This is a genomic window from Pseudomonas sp. B414, from assembly GCF_055408445.1.
In genome coordinates this window covers 12353-28117 of record NZ_JBUZTQ010000027.1, presented here as the reverse complement: position 1 = coordinate 28117, position 15765 = coordinate 12353, and the positions used below count along the sequence as shown (strand labels likewise).

Annotated in this window: 10 protein-coding genes and 3 pseudogenes; 8 read left to right on the top strand and 5 right to left on the bottom strand. The window is 52.0% G+C overall.

Annotated elements, in window-relative coordinates; all coding sequences use genetic code 11:
• Positions 1-16: 16 nt before the first annotated feature.
• The 5 genes from ACZRMH_RS19650 to ACZRMH_RS19630 all read left to right on the top strand — a co-directional run bounded on the left by ACZRMH_RS19650 (position 17) and on the right by ACZRMH_RS19630 (position 6142).
• The gene (locus ACZRMH_RS19650; protein ID WP_464014847.1) at positions 17-829 is read left to right on the top strand and encodes a hypothetical protein; all 813 of its coding nucleotides are present in this window, start codon (positions 17-19) and stop codon (positions 827-829) included.
• A 37-nt stretch (positions 830-866) separates the two neighbouring features.
• The gene (locus tag ACZRMH_RS19645) at positions 867-2207 is read left to right on the top strand and encodes an MATE family efflux transporter (RefSeq protein ID WP_464014873.1); all 1341 of its coding nucleotides are present in this window, start codon (positions 867-869) and stop codon (positions 2205-2207) included.
• A gap of 437 nt (positions 2208-2644) precedes the next feature.
• The gene (locus ACZRMH_RS19640) at positions 2645-3421 is read left to right on the top strand and encodes an aspartyl/asparaginyl beta-hydroxylase domain-containing protein (protein ID WP_464014846.1); all 777 of its coding nucleotides are present in this window, start codon (positions 2645-2647) and stop codon (positions 3419-3421) included.
• Between the two features lie 69 nt (positions 3422-3490).
• A complete protein-coding gene (locus ACZRMH_RS19635) occupies positions 3491-4567 on the top strand; it encodes a pyridoxal phosphate-dependent aminotransferase (RefSeq protein ID WP_464014845.1) in 1077 nt (358 codons plus the stop codon).
• Positions 4568-4792: 225 nt separating this feature from the next.
• On the top strand, positions 4793-6142 hold the full coding sequence (locus ACZRMH_RS19630; protein WP_464014844.1) for a KamA family radical SAM protein: 1350 nt from the start codon (positions 4793-4795) through the stop codon (positions 6140-6142).
• A gap of 169 nt (positions 6143-6311) precedes the next feature.
• On the opposite strand, the pseudogene ACZRMH_RS19625 reads toward ACZRMH_RS19630, so the two are convergent.
• Positions 6312-6563: pseudogene (locus ACZRMH_RS19625) on the bottom strand (transposase domain-containing protein); the annotation flags it as partial.
• A gap of 565 nt (positions 6564-7128) precedes the next feature.
• On the opposite strand from ACZRMH_RS19625, the gene ltrA reads away from it, so the two are divergent.
• Complete coding sequence (gene ltrA / locus ACZRMH_RS19620) at positions 7129-8454, top strand: group II intron reverse transcriptase/maturase (RefSeq protein WP_464014843.1); 1326 nt, start codon at positions 7129-7131, stop codon at positions 8452-8454.
• 54 nt (positions 8455-8508) lie between these two features.
• Here the strand turns inward: ltrA and tnpC are convergent.
• A pseudogene (gene tnpC / locus ACZRMH_RS19615) lies at positions 8509-9428 on the bottom strand (IS66 family transposase); the annotation flags it as partial.
• On the opposite strand from tnpC, the pseudogene ACZRMH_RS19610 reads away from it, so the two are divergent.
• Positions 9423-9554, top strand: a pseudogene (locus ACZRMH_RS19610) (IS5/IS1182 family transposase); the annotation flags it as partial. The pseudogenes tnpC and ACZRMH_RS19610 overlap by 6 nt on opposite strands.
• 402 nt (positions 9555-9956) lie before the next feature.
• Complete coding sequence (glgB, locus tag ACZRMH_RS19605) at positions 9957-12182, top strand: 1,4-alpha-glucan branching protein GlgB (RefSeq protein WP_464014842.1); 2226 nt, start codon at positions 9957-9959, stop codon at positions 12180-12182.
• 137 nt (positions 12183-12319) lie between these two features.
• Here the strand turns inward: glgB and ACZRMH_RS19600 are convergent, their stop codons facing one another.
• The 3 genes from ACZRMH_RS19600 to ACZRMH_RS19590 form a co-directional block, all read right to left on the bottom strand.
• On the bottom strand, positions 12320-13123 hold the full coding sequence (locus tag ACZRMH_RS19600) for an endonuclease/exonuclease/phosphatase family protein (protein WP_464014841.1): 804 nt from the start codon (positions 13121-13123) through the stop codon (positions 12320-12322).
• A 93-nt stretch (positions 13124-13216) separates the two neighbouring features.
• Positions 13217-15370 (bottom strand): glycogen debranching protein GlgX, encoded by a 2154-nt coding sequence (gene glgX, locus ACZRMH_RS19595; protein WP_464014840.1) that lies wholly within the window; start codon positions 15368-15370, stop codon positions 13217-13219.
• Positions 15371-15520: 150 nt separating this feature from the next.
• Positions 15521-15742 carry a DUF2934 domain-containing protein gene (locus ACZRMH_RS19590; protein WP_464014839.1) on the bottom strand — a complete coding sequence of 74 codons (222 nt, stop codon included), beginning with the start codon at positions 15740-15742 and terminating at the stop codon, positions 15521-15523.
• Between the last annotated feature and the right edge of the window lie 23 nt (positions 15743-15765).

The window sequence follows — 15765 nt, the reverse complement described above, 5'->3', positions numbered from 1 at the left end:
TAAATTAGACTACTCGATGTTAAAGCCAGATGCTGTTGTAGCTCAATTTAAAGAGGACTTTAGTTTTTCGTCTGACATAATAGTATTAGACCTCCCTAAAGCCAATGAGCAGCGACCAACGCCGAAACATTGGAAAGACGACTGTCATTCAAGCTACGATGATTTGTTTCTTCAGCTTTCAAGGCATGTTGGTGATGTCTTCGGTTATAGCGACCTACAGAACGGTAAGCTTATTCAAGAAATATTCCCCATATTCAAAGATAGAAATAAGCAGTTGGGGAGTGGTTCTGTGCATTTAGAACTTCATACTGAGGACCCCGCTCTAGCCTATAGGGCAGATATGCTAGGTTTTTTATGCGTAAGAAACGACGATAAAATCCCTAACTTACTGTCTTGCCCAGACTTCTCAACTATTGATGCAACACTCAAACATAGGTTAACTGAGAATCGTTATACAATTCTTTCCGACCGACCATCTACGATCGAATATAAGCCGAAAGCTCTAGAGGCGGCGGTATTGCAAGAATCTCCAGCCGAAGGTTACAGCTTCATTTATGATCCGGTCTACGTTGACTACAGCAAAATGTCTCAGTGTGAAGAACTAGTTTTTAAGGATTTTATCAAGCTGGTTGAGTCAGCCACCTTTAACTTATCAATGAATGAAGCACAGGTTTTATTTATCAACAACTACAAGTGCGCTCACGGCAGGCCGCAATTTACACCAAGGTACGATGGAACGGATCGATGGCTAAAAAGAGTACAGATTTCCAAGGATATATCTAAGCACCTAGATCGGGAGTACAGTCTTGACATCATCACTGATATATAATCGTGCCGCGAGGCTTTCCCGTAGATATACATCCGAGATGCGCGAGAGTTTCCGGCTCTCGCTTGCCTTTGTATTCGGCAATATCGCGCATGTGATTATTGCTACTACGGACGTAATAATGGCTGGATGGATAAGTACAAAGGCGTTGGCTGCGTCGACTTTGGCACAGGGCCTCTACTATCTCCTGTTTTTATTATTTTCCGGGTTGCTAGTCTCTATAGTCCCATTTGTAACTGATGCGTTGGGCTCTAAGGAAAAAGAAGAACAATATATATCGGTATCAACCAGTTGCGTTCAACTCATAGTAGCTGCATTTTTAATCTGCTTATCAATACTCTATTTTACGAAAGAGATATTAGTTTTTTTCGGCCAGGATATTCTTTTGTCTCTCGAGGCCCAGAGATATATGAGTAGCCTGATGTGGAGCATTGGACCAGCGATTTTATTTGTACACCTCAGAAATGTTTTATCTATAATGGGGACAGCTCGATATGCAGTTATCTCAATTATTATAGCGTCGATATTTAACTTCGTTGCGCACCTGATTCTAATATTTGGGTTTTTGTGGATACCCCCCTTGGGTTTGTTCGGTGCAGGTATAGCCACGACTCTAACAAACGTTCTGCTTTGTATGTTGCTGATCACATTCGGTTTAATGAATCCGCAGTTTAGGGAGCGTCGGCATTGCATAAAATTGATGGTAGTGAGATGGCGGTTGATGCTGCCTATTTTAAAAAACGGTATTCCGGTCTCTTTAACTCAAGCAAACGACACGCTGTTTTTCTTCATCCTCACAATTGTAGTGGGTAAATTTGGAGTCGTTGCATTGGCTGCTCATGGTATCGCAATGCAAGTTCTTCAAGTTGTATTTACAATACCTAATGGTATTTCTCAAGCATCTACCACAAGAATAAGCCTCTGCTCACCTTTAGGTTTGTATTCGCGGCGGACTAGTGACGCAGGATGGAGTGCTCTATGGCTCAGTTGGATAGTACTCACTGTGACATCTTCTAGTCTGATTATTTTTTCTAATGATATCGTTCAGTTATTTGTTGCTCGCGATGATGGTGTATATGACGAACTCATCATGCTTTCTAGCCTCTTTGTCAGCATCTTAGGAATCTTCCATTTCTTTGATGGTAGTCAAATGGTCCTGCTCGGTATATTTAGGGGACTGAAAAAGACCGTTATTCCGATGCTGCTCTCAATTATTTGTTTTTGGCTAGTGGGGCTGCCGCTAGCTCTATTTTTTGCATTTTATACTGACCTAGCAGCAGCTGGTATATGGTGTGGCTTAGCGCTCGGACTTTTAGCGCTGTTCTCTCTACTTTTATTTAGATGGATTCGATACGAGCCTTCGGAGCAGGTTGCGACATGAGAAATCTATACGGCATTCGAGGCATAAATTATATACTGAAACACAGTATATCCGTGATAGCTTGCTTGTTGTTATATATATTGCTTATTCTAGCTGTTGCGAACGACTTTTTGTCGATATATTCCGTTTCTTACTGCTGCTTGCTGTTTTTTCTTCTATATTCCGTCAGCTCCTGGCCGATTATTCGTTCCCAATTCGATATCCTTAATATCGTCGTACCTTACTCTGCCGTGCGGCGCTATAATAGCTGCGTGTGTTGGCTCGTTCCTCTCTCTATTTTTACTTTGGTGGTGGGGCTATATTACAGAACCGAGTTAGTGGGATTTGGACTTTTAGGATCGAGCCAGTTATTACTCATTTACCTCATAATCCGGCTATATGCGACTGTAGTGATTGCCTGCAGGTCTGCTCTAAAGTGGCGGGAGCCGGTTGTCACATTGTGGCACGATGTATTAGATGAACTTGGCGATATCGATGATAAAATACGTGAGTGTGTCCTTGACCTAATAGAGTTGGAATGTTGTGGAAGGAAATCATCATTACCTAGCCGCCTATCCAGCGGCCTGTCTAAGAATGTTACGCCTGTACCTTATGCTACGAATATAAATATTAATGGGTTTAAGTCGTTGTTTGGACCAAGAAAGCCTCTTTGGTCTAAAGACGGTTTCAGCTTTCTCTCAGGCGTTGATACTCTACTCGCCGAGATGACGCAAGAATTAATCCAGCTCTATGATAAATATAAGAACACGCAAGAAAAATACCCCTTTCATGGCGACCCTTTGTGGAAATCAATTCCACTTTATAAAGGTGGTCAAAAAGTTGCTGTATACGCTGACCTTGTACCAAATACTATTCGTTTTGTTGAGGATGTTGTGCCAGGTGCGACTATCAGAGAGGTTGTGCTTTCAAGCCTAGAGCCGGGCGGTCATATTGAACCGCATCTAGATTATGTTTATCCTATGCTGACGTTACATCTACCTATACTTTGTTCTGATGATGGTATGTCTGGGCTGAGAGTCGGGGAAGAGATAGTTAGTTGGAGAACTGGTGACATAGTAATCATTGATACGACTTTTCAGCATGAGTCTTGGAACCATAGTAAATGTACTCGTGTAAATCTAATGTTTGATTTCTGGTCCCAGGATTTGGGCCCGTCGGCAAAAGCTTTTTTCACTGAAGTCTACTCGCGGCAGATGCTGCGACATTTAAAATAATTACAGTTGGTGAAGATTATGTTAAGCCCGAGTCAGAAGTTGTCGCAGGTCTTAAGTAAAAGTCCTCAAATGGGCGACTTAATTCAGATGCACGATGGTGAGTTCAATCTTGAAGTTCCACAGGAAATTTCTCGCGCGACGATTAACGCCTTAACGAATGGACATACTGGCTATTGTGATCTTGCCGGCATAGAGCCTTTAAAAAATGCTTTGATCGAGAGGTGTTTTCAACAGCATAGTAAGTTGTACGACCCAACCGAGATTTTAGTCTCTAATGGCTCGAGTCAGGCTTTGTTTATGTTGATGAAATGCATATTATCCAAAGGTGACGAGGTTCTTATTCCGAACCCATGCTGGCCCGCTTATATAGCTGACATAGAGCTTAACGAGGGCATTGCCGTCGATTATGAAATGGGCACTAAGCGTATCGACATAGCTGAAATTCGTAAGTTGGTCACTAGCAAAACTAGGGCGTTGATCATTAACTCACCGCACAACCCCACCGGCTCGGTTCTAAGTCGACAAGATGTTCTAGAGTTGGTGCTCTTATCTCAAGAGTTTGGATTTTTGCTAATTTCCGACGAAGCCTACGAAGGCATCGTTTTCGGTAGCGGTGAACATGTTAGTCCTCTGGATCTTATGGTGGATACCAGCCTGCTGGTGGTTACACGTACGTTCTCAAAACTGTTCTCCATGTCTGGTTTTAGAATAGGTTATATGTTCGCGGATAGAAATATTATCAATCGCTGCTCCACGCTTCAGGGCGTCATGACGGATAATGCTTGTACATTTGCTCAGCACGGTGCCCTGGCAGCAACCGCTTTGCCTAAAAATATTCTTAAAGCGCGCGTTGATGAGTTGCAACACCGAGCCTATTACTGCCATCAGTTATTAAGCACTACGTTTGATATTGTAATGCCGCAGGGTGGATTTTTCCTATTTCCCAATATTTCCCGCGTATTGGGTGCTACTTGGGATTCGGATGCCCAATTTGTAGACGATCTCCTCAACGTAAAATCTGTTTCTACCACGCCGGGCTCTTCTTACGGTATGAAGGACCATATCCGAATATCAATTGCTTCCGTTAATGAAGTTGAAATTAAAGAGGCTTGTGGGAGAATTGTAGATTTTGTCCACCGTCGCTGATTTTCATGCGGCAAGTGTTACTAGTGTGGAAAAATGTGTCAATTGGAGGTTGCGCTTTCTTGGTTAGCCCACGCTAACCTTGTTGAGATTTGATTAAGTTTATATGCCTAAAATCCCATTGCGTCATCAGATATTATATGTGATCGCGTATTAATTTTAGGTCAAGACAGTTCCGTATTTTATCATTTCCTATATTCCATTAAAGAATCTTATTGGCTACTAATCATGCATTCTATAGAAAATATAGCGGTAAGTGTTGAAGACTTCACAAACAAATCAGAGGTTGAACGTTTCAAGGTTTATACCTTGAAACAAATTGACCAGATTTCTCAGCTTGCTAAATTAGACAGCCAGACTATTTGGGAGATGAAGGTTGTGGCAAGCGTCTTGCCATTTCGGGTCAACGAATATGTTATAAAGAACTTGATCGACTGGGACAATATTCCCAACGACCCTATATACCAACTTACCTTCCCCCAGAAGGATATGCTGGATAAAGAGTCTTTTGATCTAGTATCATCTTTACTTTTAAGGAATTCCGACCGTACAACGTGTGAGGTTGCGATAAAAGAGGTTAGAGCCAGACTGAACCCTCATCCAGCGGGACAGCTTGAGCGTAACATCCCTTCACTGTCTGGCGTGACGGTAACTGGTGTCCAGCACAAATATCGTGAGACTGTGCTTTTTTTCCCAAGCGCTGGTCAGATTTGCCATAGCTACTGTACTTTTTGTTTCCGTTGGGCCCAATTCACTGGAGACCAATCGCTCAAGATTGCTGCTAAGGAAAACACCCAGCTGTTGGATTACCTTCGGGCCAACCCTCAAGTGACTGATGTTTTAATTACTGGTGGAGATCCGCTGGTTATGAAGACAAGCAATCTACGTGCTTATCTAGAACCTCTTTTGACTCCTGAGTTCGAGCACATCCACACTATCCGAATTGGTACGAAAGCGCTTTCTTTCTGGCCTCAGCGGTTTGTGACTGATAGCGACGCAGGTGAACTTCTTGATCTATTTAGGAAGATTAGCATGCATGGGAAACACTTAGCGTTAATGGCTCATTATAATCATTGGGCGGAACTTGAACCTGCAATTGCTCGAGAGGCTATTCGTCGTGTTCGAAAAACAGGCGCTCAAATACGTAGTCAGGGCCCGTTGCTGGCTCATATCAATGACTCTGCTGATATCTGGGCGCGACTCTGGCAGACGCAAGTTGAACTAGGTATTATTCCTTACTATATGTTTATCGAACGTGATACCGGGGCTCGCCGGTATTTTGAAGTACCTCTTATACGTTCGTGGGAAATTTACCGGGACGCTGTCAAACAAGTCTCAGGTATTGCTAGAACCGCCAGAGGACCTTCGATGAGCGCAGATCCGGGGAAAGTTGAGGTCTGCGGTGTAGCTGAAATTAGAGGAGAAAAGGTGTTTGTTTTACGCTTTATCCAAGCACGAAACCCGGATTGGGTGCAAAGACCATTCTTCGCACGATTTGATCCCGATGCTACGTGGTTCGATCAACTAAAACCGGCTTTTGGGGAGACTGCCTTCTTTTTCGAGGAGGAAGTTTCTTAACCCGTTTTGCCAGCATTGCTGCTGATGATCAAACTACCAGGCTGGGAAAATGTGCTCTCACTCAATACGCTGTGCCCAGTTTTCATGGATCCGCGTTTCATAACCGAAGGAAGCGAGATCAACTGTAAGCGCTCCATAAACCCCACCGAGCTCAAGATGGGTGGCGCGCTCAGCTAGGCGATGCGGGCGAGCAGTTCCACGGCAGCAAGGCTTCGTAGTCTTCAACTGATGTCGCCGTTGGTAGGCGTTCGAGTGCGTGGCGCAGCCACGCATAGGGCTCTTGGCCGTTGGCTTTGGCAGTCTCGACCAGGCTGTAAAGTTGAGCACTGGCCGTCGCGCCCTTGGGTATGTCGCTAAACAGCCAGTTCTTTCTTCCGATCACGAAGGGGCGGATCGCCCGTTCAGCGGCGTTGTTGTGTACGCCCTGACAAGGCGTATGAGTTCAGTGGGTGCGAATCCCACCCGGCTACTGTCGCTCCGGCCGGAAGCACTTTGGAGCAGTTCAGGAGGCAACGAATGGGCTGAAGTATCTGAAGAAAAGGCTTCTTTAGGAAGTCAGTGACTGTGCAGGCCGTAGCGCGCAGCGAACACCGAGCAGGTCCCGAAAATGCCTTGCGGTAGCCGACCCGCCATAATAACGGGGAAGGTTGATAGTGCTAAGGGATCGAGCGTCAGACGAACTTGGCACTGCCGCCGGGGTAGTGGTGACAGCATGTACAGAAGAGAACTCATACGAAACAGGGGAAGCCTGCCAGGGTGAAGTGACCGTTAGACACGGCCATACAAACAGTGCGCCCGTGAGGGATGGCGCTGGCTCGGACAGGTGGCGGATGGGCTCGTAGTACCGTTGAGGCCGGGTAATGCCGGAGTAGGAAAGGAGCCCTGGTCCAAGAGAGGAGTACAAAGTGGTAAGAACGATGGGATTGGCTCCAAGCCTACTAACCCAGGTGAGAAATCGCGTTCGGAAACTACAGCGTGCCCTGTATGTGAAAGCTAAGACAGAGCCAGACTTTCGCTTCTACAGCCTGTGGGACAAAGTCTATCGAATCGACGTATTGGTCATCGCCTACCAACGTTGCCGCGCAAATCGAGGCAGCCACGGTGTAGATGGTCAGCGATTCGAAGACATTGAAAGCATGGGGCCTATGGAGTGGCTGGCTCAGCTACGCGAGGAGCTGAGGTCGGGTGGATATCGCCCTCAGCCCCTGCGGCGGGTATGGATTCCCAAAAAGAACGGCAAACTTCGTTCCTTGGGAATTCCTTGCATTCGAGACCGCGTTGTTCAGATGGCCGTCAATCTCACACTCCAAGCGATTTTCGAAGCGGACATGCAGCCATCGCAGTATGGCTTCAGACCTCGTCGAGATGCCAAGGAAGCTGTGAGGCAGGTGCACCACTACACCGCGAGAGTTGGATTGAGAGACGTTGTCGATACGGATCTTCGTGACTATTTCAATACCATTCCACACGGGCCTTTGATGAAATGTCTGGCCCGGCGTATCTCGGATGGCAGGGTATTGCGGCTGATCAAGCAATGGCTTGAGGTGGCCGTTATCGAACGCATTGACGGAAAGCCTCGACGCACCAACGAAGCCAAGCACACGCACCGCGGCAGCGCCCAAGGATCGGTGATTTCGCCGCTGTTGGCCAATGTGTACTTCAGGCGCTTCATTCTGGCCTGGGAAAAATTTGGCTACGCCAAGCGTCTGCATGCAAGGATTGTGAATTACGCGGACGACATGGTGATCTGCTGCCGTCCCGGCAGTGGAGAGCAGGCAATGGTGCTGATGAGTGGTTTGATGGCGCGGCTGGGGCTGACGGTCAACGACGAGAAAACGGCGCTGGTGAAACTCCCGGAACAGTCACTCGACTTTCTGGGGTACAACCTGGGCAGGCAATACGATCGTCATGGGAAAACCTATATCGGCACTCAACCTTCGAAAGGAGCGATGAAGTCGATTATTGGGAAAATCCATGACGAAACAGCGATCAGCATGACGTGGGATGCGGTAGAGCACCGGATAGCCGAACTCAACTCGATCCTCCGAGGCTGGGCTGGCTACTTCGATCAAGGGCCTGTGCTCAAGCACTATCGAATCCTGCAACGTTACACTGAGCGCCGTATCCGACGCTGGTTGGTCAAGAAGTATAAGCGGCGAGGCCGCTCTGGGTACCGTCTATACCCGGATGCATTTCTATATGGAAAGCTAGGCCTGCATCAGTTGCCTGTGCGAATGGCCGATGTGTCGAGTGCGAAGGCATATCGATCTCGGACGAAAGCCGGATGCGTTAGTAGCGCACGTCCGGTTTGACGAGCGGGGTGTGGAAACGGAGCGCAAGCCACCGCGCCACATCCCGACTCTACCGAGCGGCAGGTAGCCTTCCTCGACGTACCGCCAAGCTTATTCCAGTTGCTTGCCAGGTAACTGATGGCTTTGCCCAGAGCATTCTGAGCGGCGACCTGTGGCTGCGTCTTTTCGATCCAGTTTTTCAACTGAGCCAGTATCGGCAGGCTTTGTTTGTGACGACCGATCTTGCGTTCAGCGTTGCCGCAAGCTTTTAGGTCGCGTTCGATGCCGTAAAGCTTGTTGATCAGATTCAGCGCGATATCCGCACGCCCCGTTTTACCTTTGGGCTGCACTTTCTGTGCTTCAACGAATTTGCGACGCGCATGGGCCCAGCATCCTAAACGCTCAACTCCAGCTTGCGCGCCCAGTGCGTTGTAACCGGCATAATCATCGGTCATGACGTAGCCACGATAGCCATCGAGCAGGCGCGTATGCACCTCCTGCGCTCGGCTGGTGGGGTAGTCAAAAAGGATGACCGGCTTATCCGGTGGGCCACCGGTTTGCACCAACACCCCCGACTGGCTGCTTGGCTCGCGGTCAGGCTCTTTCAACACTTGTACCCGCGTTTCATCGCAGTGGATGACACGACTGGCCAACAGGCTATCGCGCATTAAATTCAGCAGCGGCTGGAAGTGCTCACCGCACTGGATAACCCAGCGTGCCAAGGTCTGGCGAGGCATATCAATGCCGTGGCGGTCCAGTACTTTTTCAAAGCGGTGAAGCGGCAAACCGTCCACATATTTGATGGTCAGCAGCATCGCCAGAACGCTCGGGCTGGCCATGCTTTTTTCAATCACCTGAGCCGGTTTGTCCGCAGTGACCGGTGCACTCTCGCAGTCGCGGCAACCGTAGACTTTACGGACGTGTTTGATCACCCGTATCTGCATCGGGACGATTTCAAGTTGCTCGCTGATTCCCTCGCCAATGGCGTGTTGTTTGGCTGGCTGAAGGAGAACCGCCGCATCGTTACACGCTTCGACAAACTCGCGAAAAGTTATGCGGCGATGGTCTCGCTGGCCTGCGCCATGCGATGTTTACGACATTACTTTTCGTACAGAGCCTAGAGAAAACGACAAGTGGTAGCGGTCGCTTTTTTTCAGACCTATGTGCTTTTCTGCTCTTCCATGCTTTGGGGAATACGTACGGCCTGTGGATCACGTGTGTGAGCCTTCGCACAAAATGTGCACGCGTTTTGCATTGAACCCAGCAGTAACCCCCATCAACCCTCTGCCCGGGTGTCAGGGTGACCTCAAAGCAACATATTGCCCTGTTAGTGTGCGAAAACAGTGCAATGTGCAGTCATCTGCCCCAAGTGTTTGTCATACGTCACAGGATGGTCATCAAAGGATACAGATTGTCTGACAGCAGCTAGGCTTTGCTCTGTCTGTGAGTTGCAGGACATAGCTCAAGGCGATGGCTTAAACGCGTGCAGGGTCATGCGTAACCTTTACCGGATGGAGAGCAGCATGGATTCGAGCAAGAAAACGGGTAAAGGGAAAGATTCATTGTTACCCGACATTGCGGATATCGAGGCGCTGACGCGAGCTGAGCATCCTGATCCGTTTTCAGTACTGGGGCCCCATGGGGATGGCGAGGGCGGGCAATATATCCGGGCGTTTTTACCCGGCGCGGTGAATGTCAATGTGATCGCCCGTGATAGTGGCGAGGTACTGGGTCGACTTGATGATTCACAGGTGCCCGGCCTTTATGTGGGGCATTTCCCCCAGGCCCGTGCATATCTGTTGCAGGTTGACTGGGGCAACACGGTACAGACCAGCGAAGATCCCTACAGTTTCGGCCCGTTGCTGGGTGAAATGGATCTGTATCTGTTTGCCGAAGGCAACCACCGCGATCTGAGCAGCTGTTTTGGCGCGCAATTGACCGAGGTCGATGGTGTGCCTGGGGTGCGCTTTGCGGTGTGGGCGCCGAATGCGCGGCGGGTGTCGGTGGTCGGTGATTTCAATGGCTGGGATGGCCGTCGCCACCCCATGCGCCTGCGCCATGCCAACGGTGTATGGGAGTTGTTTGTGCCGCGCCTGCAAGCGGGTGAGGCGTACAAGTATGAAATCCTCGGCGCCCACGGGATCTTGCCGCTCAAGGCTGACCCTGTGGCCCTGGCCACCCAGTTGCCACCCGATACCGCGTCGAGGGTGGCATCGCCTCTGGCCATCGACTGGCAGGACGGTGACTGGATGCAAGCCCGCGAGCAGTTGCAGCGCCATGATGCGCCGCTGTCGATCTATGAGCTGCATGTGGGGTCGTGGCAATGCGAGGTGGATGATGTCGGGGATATCGCACGCCAGTACAGCTGGCTTGAGCTGGCGGACCGGCTGATTCCTTATGTGCAGCAACTGGGCTTTACCCATATCGAGCTGATGCCGATTATGGAACACCCGTTCGGTGGTTCGTGGGGCTATCAGCCCTTGTCGCAATTTGCCCCGACTGCCCGCTATGGCTCGCCCGATGAATTCGCTGCATTCGTCAATGCCTGCCATATGGCCGGTATCGGCGTGATTCTGGACTGGGTGCCGGCGCATTTTCCCAACGATACTCACGGGCTGGCGCAGTTTGATGGCACGGCCTTGTACGAATATGCCAACCCGCTGGAAGGCTTTCATCAGGACTGGAATACGCTGATTTACAACCTGGGCCGTACTGAAGTTCACGGCTTTATGCTGGCTTCGGCCCTGCACTGGCTCAAGCACTTCCATATTGACGGGCTGCGGGTCGATGCGGTGGCGTCCATGTTGTACCGCGATTATTCGCGCAAATCCGGGGAATGGGTGCCCAACCGTTTTGGCGGCCGGGAAAACCTCGAAGCCATCGAGTTCTTGCGCCACCTCAACGATGTAGTGGCTCATGAAGTGCCAGGTGCACTGGTGATTGCCGAAGAGTCCACGGCCTGGCCGGGTGTGAGCCAGAGCACCGATCAGGGCGGCCTGGGTTTTTCCTACAAGTGGAACATGGGCTGGATGCATGACTCGCTGCACTATATCCAGCAGGATCCGGTGTACCGCGCTCACCATCACAACGAGTTGAGCTTTGGCCTGGTGTACGCATGGACCGAGCGTTTTATCCTGCCGATTTCCCACGATGAGGTGGTACACGGCAAGCACTCGCTGATTGACAAGATGCCCGGTGACCGTTGGCAAAAATTCGCCAATCTGCGGGCTTACCTGAGTTTTATGTGGGCGCACCCGGGCAAGAAATTGCTGTTTATGGGCTGCGAATTCGGGCAGTGGCGCGAGTGGAACCACGATCAGCAACTGGACTGGTATTTGCTGCAATACCCCGAGCACAGGGGGGTGCAGAAGCTGGTCGGGGATTTGAACCGGCTGTATCGCGAGCAACCTGCGTTGTATGAGCAGGATGACGTGTCGCAAGGGTTCCAGTGGTTGATTGGCGATGATGCTGCCAACAGCGTTTATGCCTGGCTGCGCTGGAGCAAGGACGGTTCGCCATTGTTGGTGGTGACCAATTTTACCCCGGTGCCGCGTGCGGGGTATCGCATCGGTGTGCCGTTTGCCGGGACCTGGCAGGAAGTGATCAACAGTGATTCGGCGATCTATGCCGGTTCTGATTATGGCAATGGCGGCGGGGTGATGACCGATGAGTTGCCGAGCCATGGCCAGGATTCGTCGCTGGCCTTGAATCTGCCGCCGTTGGGGGTGTTGATCTTGCGGCCGGTGTAAGCCCTTTTGGGCACCAAACCTTAAGTGGGAGCGGGCTTGCTCGCGATAGCATCGACGCGGTTCAACCGAAACATTGCGCCGTCTGCATCGCGAGCAAGCCCGCTCCCACGGGAGGGTGGTGGCAGAGTGTCTGAGGTCTACAGATGCACCTCAACTGCCAACGGCAAATGATCGGATAAATGCGTCCACGGCTTGTTGCCGAGGATCTTTGGATCGTGGCTGCTGGCATTGCGCAAGTAGATGCGGTCCAGGCGCAACAGCGGCCAGCGCGCCGGGTAGGTCTTGGCCACTTGCCCATGATGGCGCTCAAACACCTCATGCAGATCGTCGCGCTGGCGCAGGGCGGCGTTGCCTTGCTGCTTCCAGTCATTAAAGTCCCCGGCAATGATTACCGGCTCATGGGGCGGCAAGGATTTGAGCAACTGGTTAAGCAATACAATCTGTAGCTGGCGATGACTCTCCAGCAGGCTCAAATGCACGCAAATCGCATGCACATTGTCATGCCCCGGCACATCCAGCACGCAGTGCAGCAGGCCGCGCCGCTCAGGCCCGGTAATGGACACATCCAGATTGCGCGAGGATTTGATCGGGTACTTCGACAGCAACGCATTACCGTGATGGCCATCCGGGTAAACCGCGTTACGGCCGTAGGCAAAATCAGTCCACATGCTGTCAGCGAGGAATTCGTACTGCGAGGTGGCGGGCCAGTCCTCGTAGCGCGACGCGTGTTTGTCGTGCTCGCCGAGCACTTCCTGCAAGAACACCAGATCGGCCCCGGTACTGCGCACCGCTTCGCGCAGTTCGGGGAGGATAAAGCGCCGATTGAAAACCGTGAATCCCTTGTGCGTATTGACCGTCAGCACCTTCATTTGATGTACAGCAGGCGCTGATACCGTGGCGGCAGATAAAAGTGTGTTGCCGACAATATCCTTAGTGGGCATGGTCACTCCTCTGTCAGTGGCAGTTCAGAGCGGCAGCTCAAGTGTGCAGCTTGCCGCTTTTTATGGGGATGCACTTGATGTTTATCAATGGTTTTACGACACCTCGGTATGTTGCAGCTCAAACAGCACCAGCGAGCGCCCGGTGACTTCGTAAGGTTTGTTGAACGGCAGGTGCTGCGGGCCTTTGATGCTCGGGTCGGTGGTGTCTAGCTTGCATGACCAACTGATGCCATGGGGGACTTTGGGCAGGTTGAAATTGATGCCGTCATGGTTGGCGTTGACCACGATCAGTAGCGTGGCATCAGACCCGGCGCGCTGCACTCCGGACACTTGCGCGCGACCATCAAGCAGCATGCCCAGGCAACGGGCCTGAGCGTCCTGCCATTGCTCGGTGGTCATCTCGCTGCCATCGGCAGTCAGCCAGGTGACGTCCTTGACCCCGGGCACTTCGCTGGAGTGACCCTCCAGAAACAGGGCGCGGCGCAGGATGGGGTACTGCATGCGTAGTTTGATCAGGCGTTTGACGAACGCCAGCAGGGATTTGCCAGACTTGTCCAGGTCCCAGTTGATCCAGCCGATTTCGCTGTCCTGGCAATAGGCATTGTTGTTGCCGTGCTGGGTACGGGCGAATTCGTCGCCGGCCACCAGCATCGGTGTGCCCTGGGCCAGAAACAGGGTGGCCATTAAGTTGCGCATCTGACGCTGGCGCAAGGCATTGATTTCGGGGTCGTCGGTAGGGCCTTCGACCCCGTGGTTCCAGGAAATATTATTGTTGCTGCCGTCCTCGTTGTTCTCCTCGTTGGCTTCGTTGTGCTTGTCGTTGTAGGACACCAGATCGTGCAGGGTGAAGCCGTCATGGGCGGTAATAAAATTGACCGAGCTATAGGGCCTGCGTCCGCGGTGGTTGAACATATCGGCCGAGCCGGTCATGCGCCCGGCAAATTCGGCCAGCTTGCCTTCGTCGCCTTTCCAGAAGGCGCGCACGGTGTCGCGAAAACGGTCGTTCCACTCGGCCCAGCCGGGCGGGAAGCCGCCAACCTGATAGCCGCCGGGGCCGCAGTCCCAGGGCTCGGCGATCATCTTCACGCGGCGCAACAGCGGGTCCTGGCGGCAGGCCACGAGAAAACTGTGGCGTTCGTTAAAACCATCGTGGTAACGGCCCAGAATGGTCGCCAGGTCGAAGCGGAAGCCGTCGACATGCATTTCCCTGGCCCAGTAACGCAGCGAGTCGGTGACCATCTGCAATACGCAGGGGTGGCTCAAGTCCAGGGTATTACCGGTACCGGAATCGTTGATATAGAAGCGCTTGTCGTCGGGCATCAGTCGATAGTACGAGGCGTTATCGATGCCGCGCATGGACAGGGTGGGGCCTTGCTCGTTGCCTTCGGCGGTGTGGTTGTAGACCACATCCAGTATCACCTCCAGCCCGGCCTTGTGCAGGTGCGCGACCATTTCCTTGAACTCGGCAATTTTGCCGCTGGCCAGATAGCGCGGGTCCGGGGCGAAAAAGGCAATGCTGTTGTAACCCCAGTAGTTGGTCATGCCTTTTTGCAGCAGGTGCTGGTCGTTGACGAAGGCATGCACCGGCAGCAGCTCGACGCTGGTGACGCCCAGGTCGGTCATGTGCTCGACCACCTCATCGACCATCAAACCGGCAAAGGTGCCCCTTACCGCTTCCGGCACGGCCGGGTGGCGCATGCTGATGCCGCGCACATGGGCCTCATAAAAGATGGTGCGCTCCCAGGGCACGCTCACTCGGCGATCCTGGCCCCAGGTGTGCGCCGGGTCGATGACCTTGCACTTGGGTACAAACGGTGCACTGTCACGTTCATCAAAACTCAGGTCGGCATCCGGGTGACCGATGGTGTAGCCAAACAGCGCTTCGGACCATTTGAGTTCTCCCACCAATTGCTTGGCATAGGGATCGATCAGTAATTTGTGGTGGTTGAAGCGGTGGCCGTTTTCCGGCTCGTAGGGGCCATAGACGCGATAACCGTAGACCTGCCCCGGGTGGGCGTCAGGCAGGTAGCCGTGGAAGGTTTCGTCGGTATATTCGGGTAGCTCGATCCGTTCCAGTTCCACTTCGCCAGCCGCGTCGAACAGGCACAGTTCGACTTTGGTGGCGTTGGCCGAAAACAGCGCGAAGTTAACGCCCAGGCCATCCCAGGTGGCGCCCAGGGGGAAGGGCAGCCCTTCGCGTATACGCAAGGGATCACCGGTGGGCGCTTTTGACGTGTGTTTACTCATGACCTGCTCCTGCGCAACCGGTTTTTTAGGCATGTAGGGCCTGTGGGCGCTGGCTTGCCTGCGATTCGGACACCTCGGTACATCAGGTTGGCCGGGTTGCTCCAATCGCGGGCAAGCCCGCTCCCACAGGGGAGGGGGAGTGCTTCCAGACTAAGCAGGTTTGCGCGGTGCCCGGGGCTTTTTCTCGGCAGCAGGTTTTGCCGCAGCCTTGGCCTTGGCTGCCCGTGGTGCGGCTTTTGAGGGGGCCAGGGCCTGTGCCTGGGCCAGTTTGTGTGCCATGTCCCAATGGCGTGCCTCCTGGCCTTCCGGACGTCCCTCAGATTCCCAGATCTGATAGGCAAATTCACGAATGTGTTTGTCGTCATTACTCATGGTGATGCTCCTTGCTCATGGGT

Coding starts and splice junctions, on each gene's coding strand:
- ACZRMH_RS19650 (WP_464014847.1), top strand. CDS start 17: ATGTTAAAGCCAGATGCTGTTGTAGCTCAATTTAAAGAGGACTTTAGT.
- ACZRMH_RS19645 (WP_464014873.1), top strand. CDS start 867: ATGCGCGAGAGTTTCCGGCTCTCGCTTGCCTTTGTATTCGGCAATATC.
- ACZRMH_RS19635 (WP_464014845.1), top strand. CDS start 3,491: ATGGGCGACTTAATTCAGATGCACGATGGTGAGTTCAATCTTGAAGTT.
- ACZRMH_RS19630 (WP_464014844.1), top strand. CDS start 4,793: ATGCATTCTATAGAAAATATAGCGGTAAGTGTTGAAGACTTCACAAAC.
- glgB (WP_464014842.1), top strand. CDS start 9,957: ATGGATTCGAGCAAGAAAACGGGTAAAGGGAAAGATTCATTGTTACCC.
- ACZRMH_RS19600 (WP_464014841.1), bottom strand. CDS start 13,123: ATGCCCACTAAGGATATTGTCGGCAACACACTTTTATCTGCCGCCACG.
- glgX (WP_464014840.1), bottom strand. CDS start 15,370: ATGAGTAAACACACGTCAAAAGCGCCCACCGGTGATCCCTTGCGTATA.
- ACZRMH_RS19590 (WP_464014839.1), bottom strand. CDS start 15,742: ATGAGTAATGACGACAAACACATTCGTGAATTTGCCTATCAGATCTGG.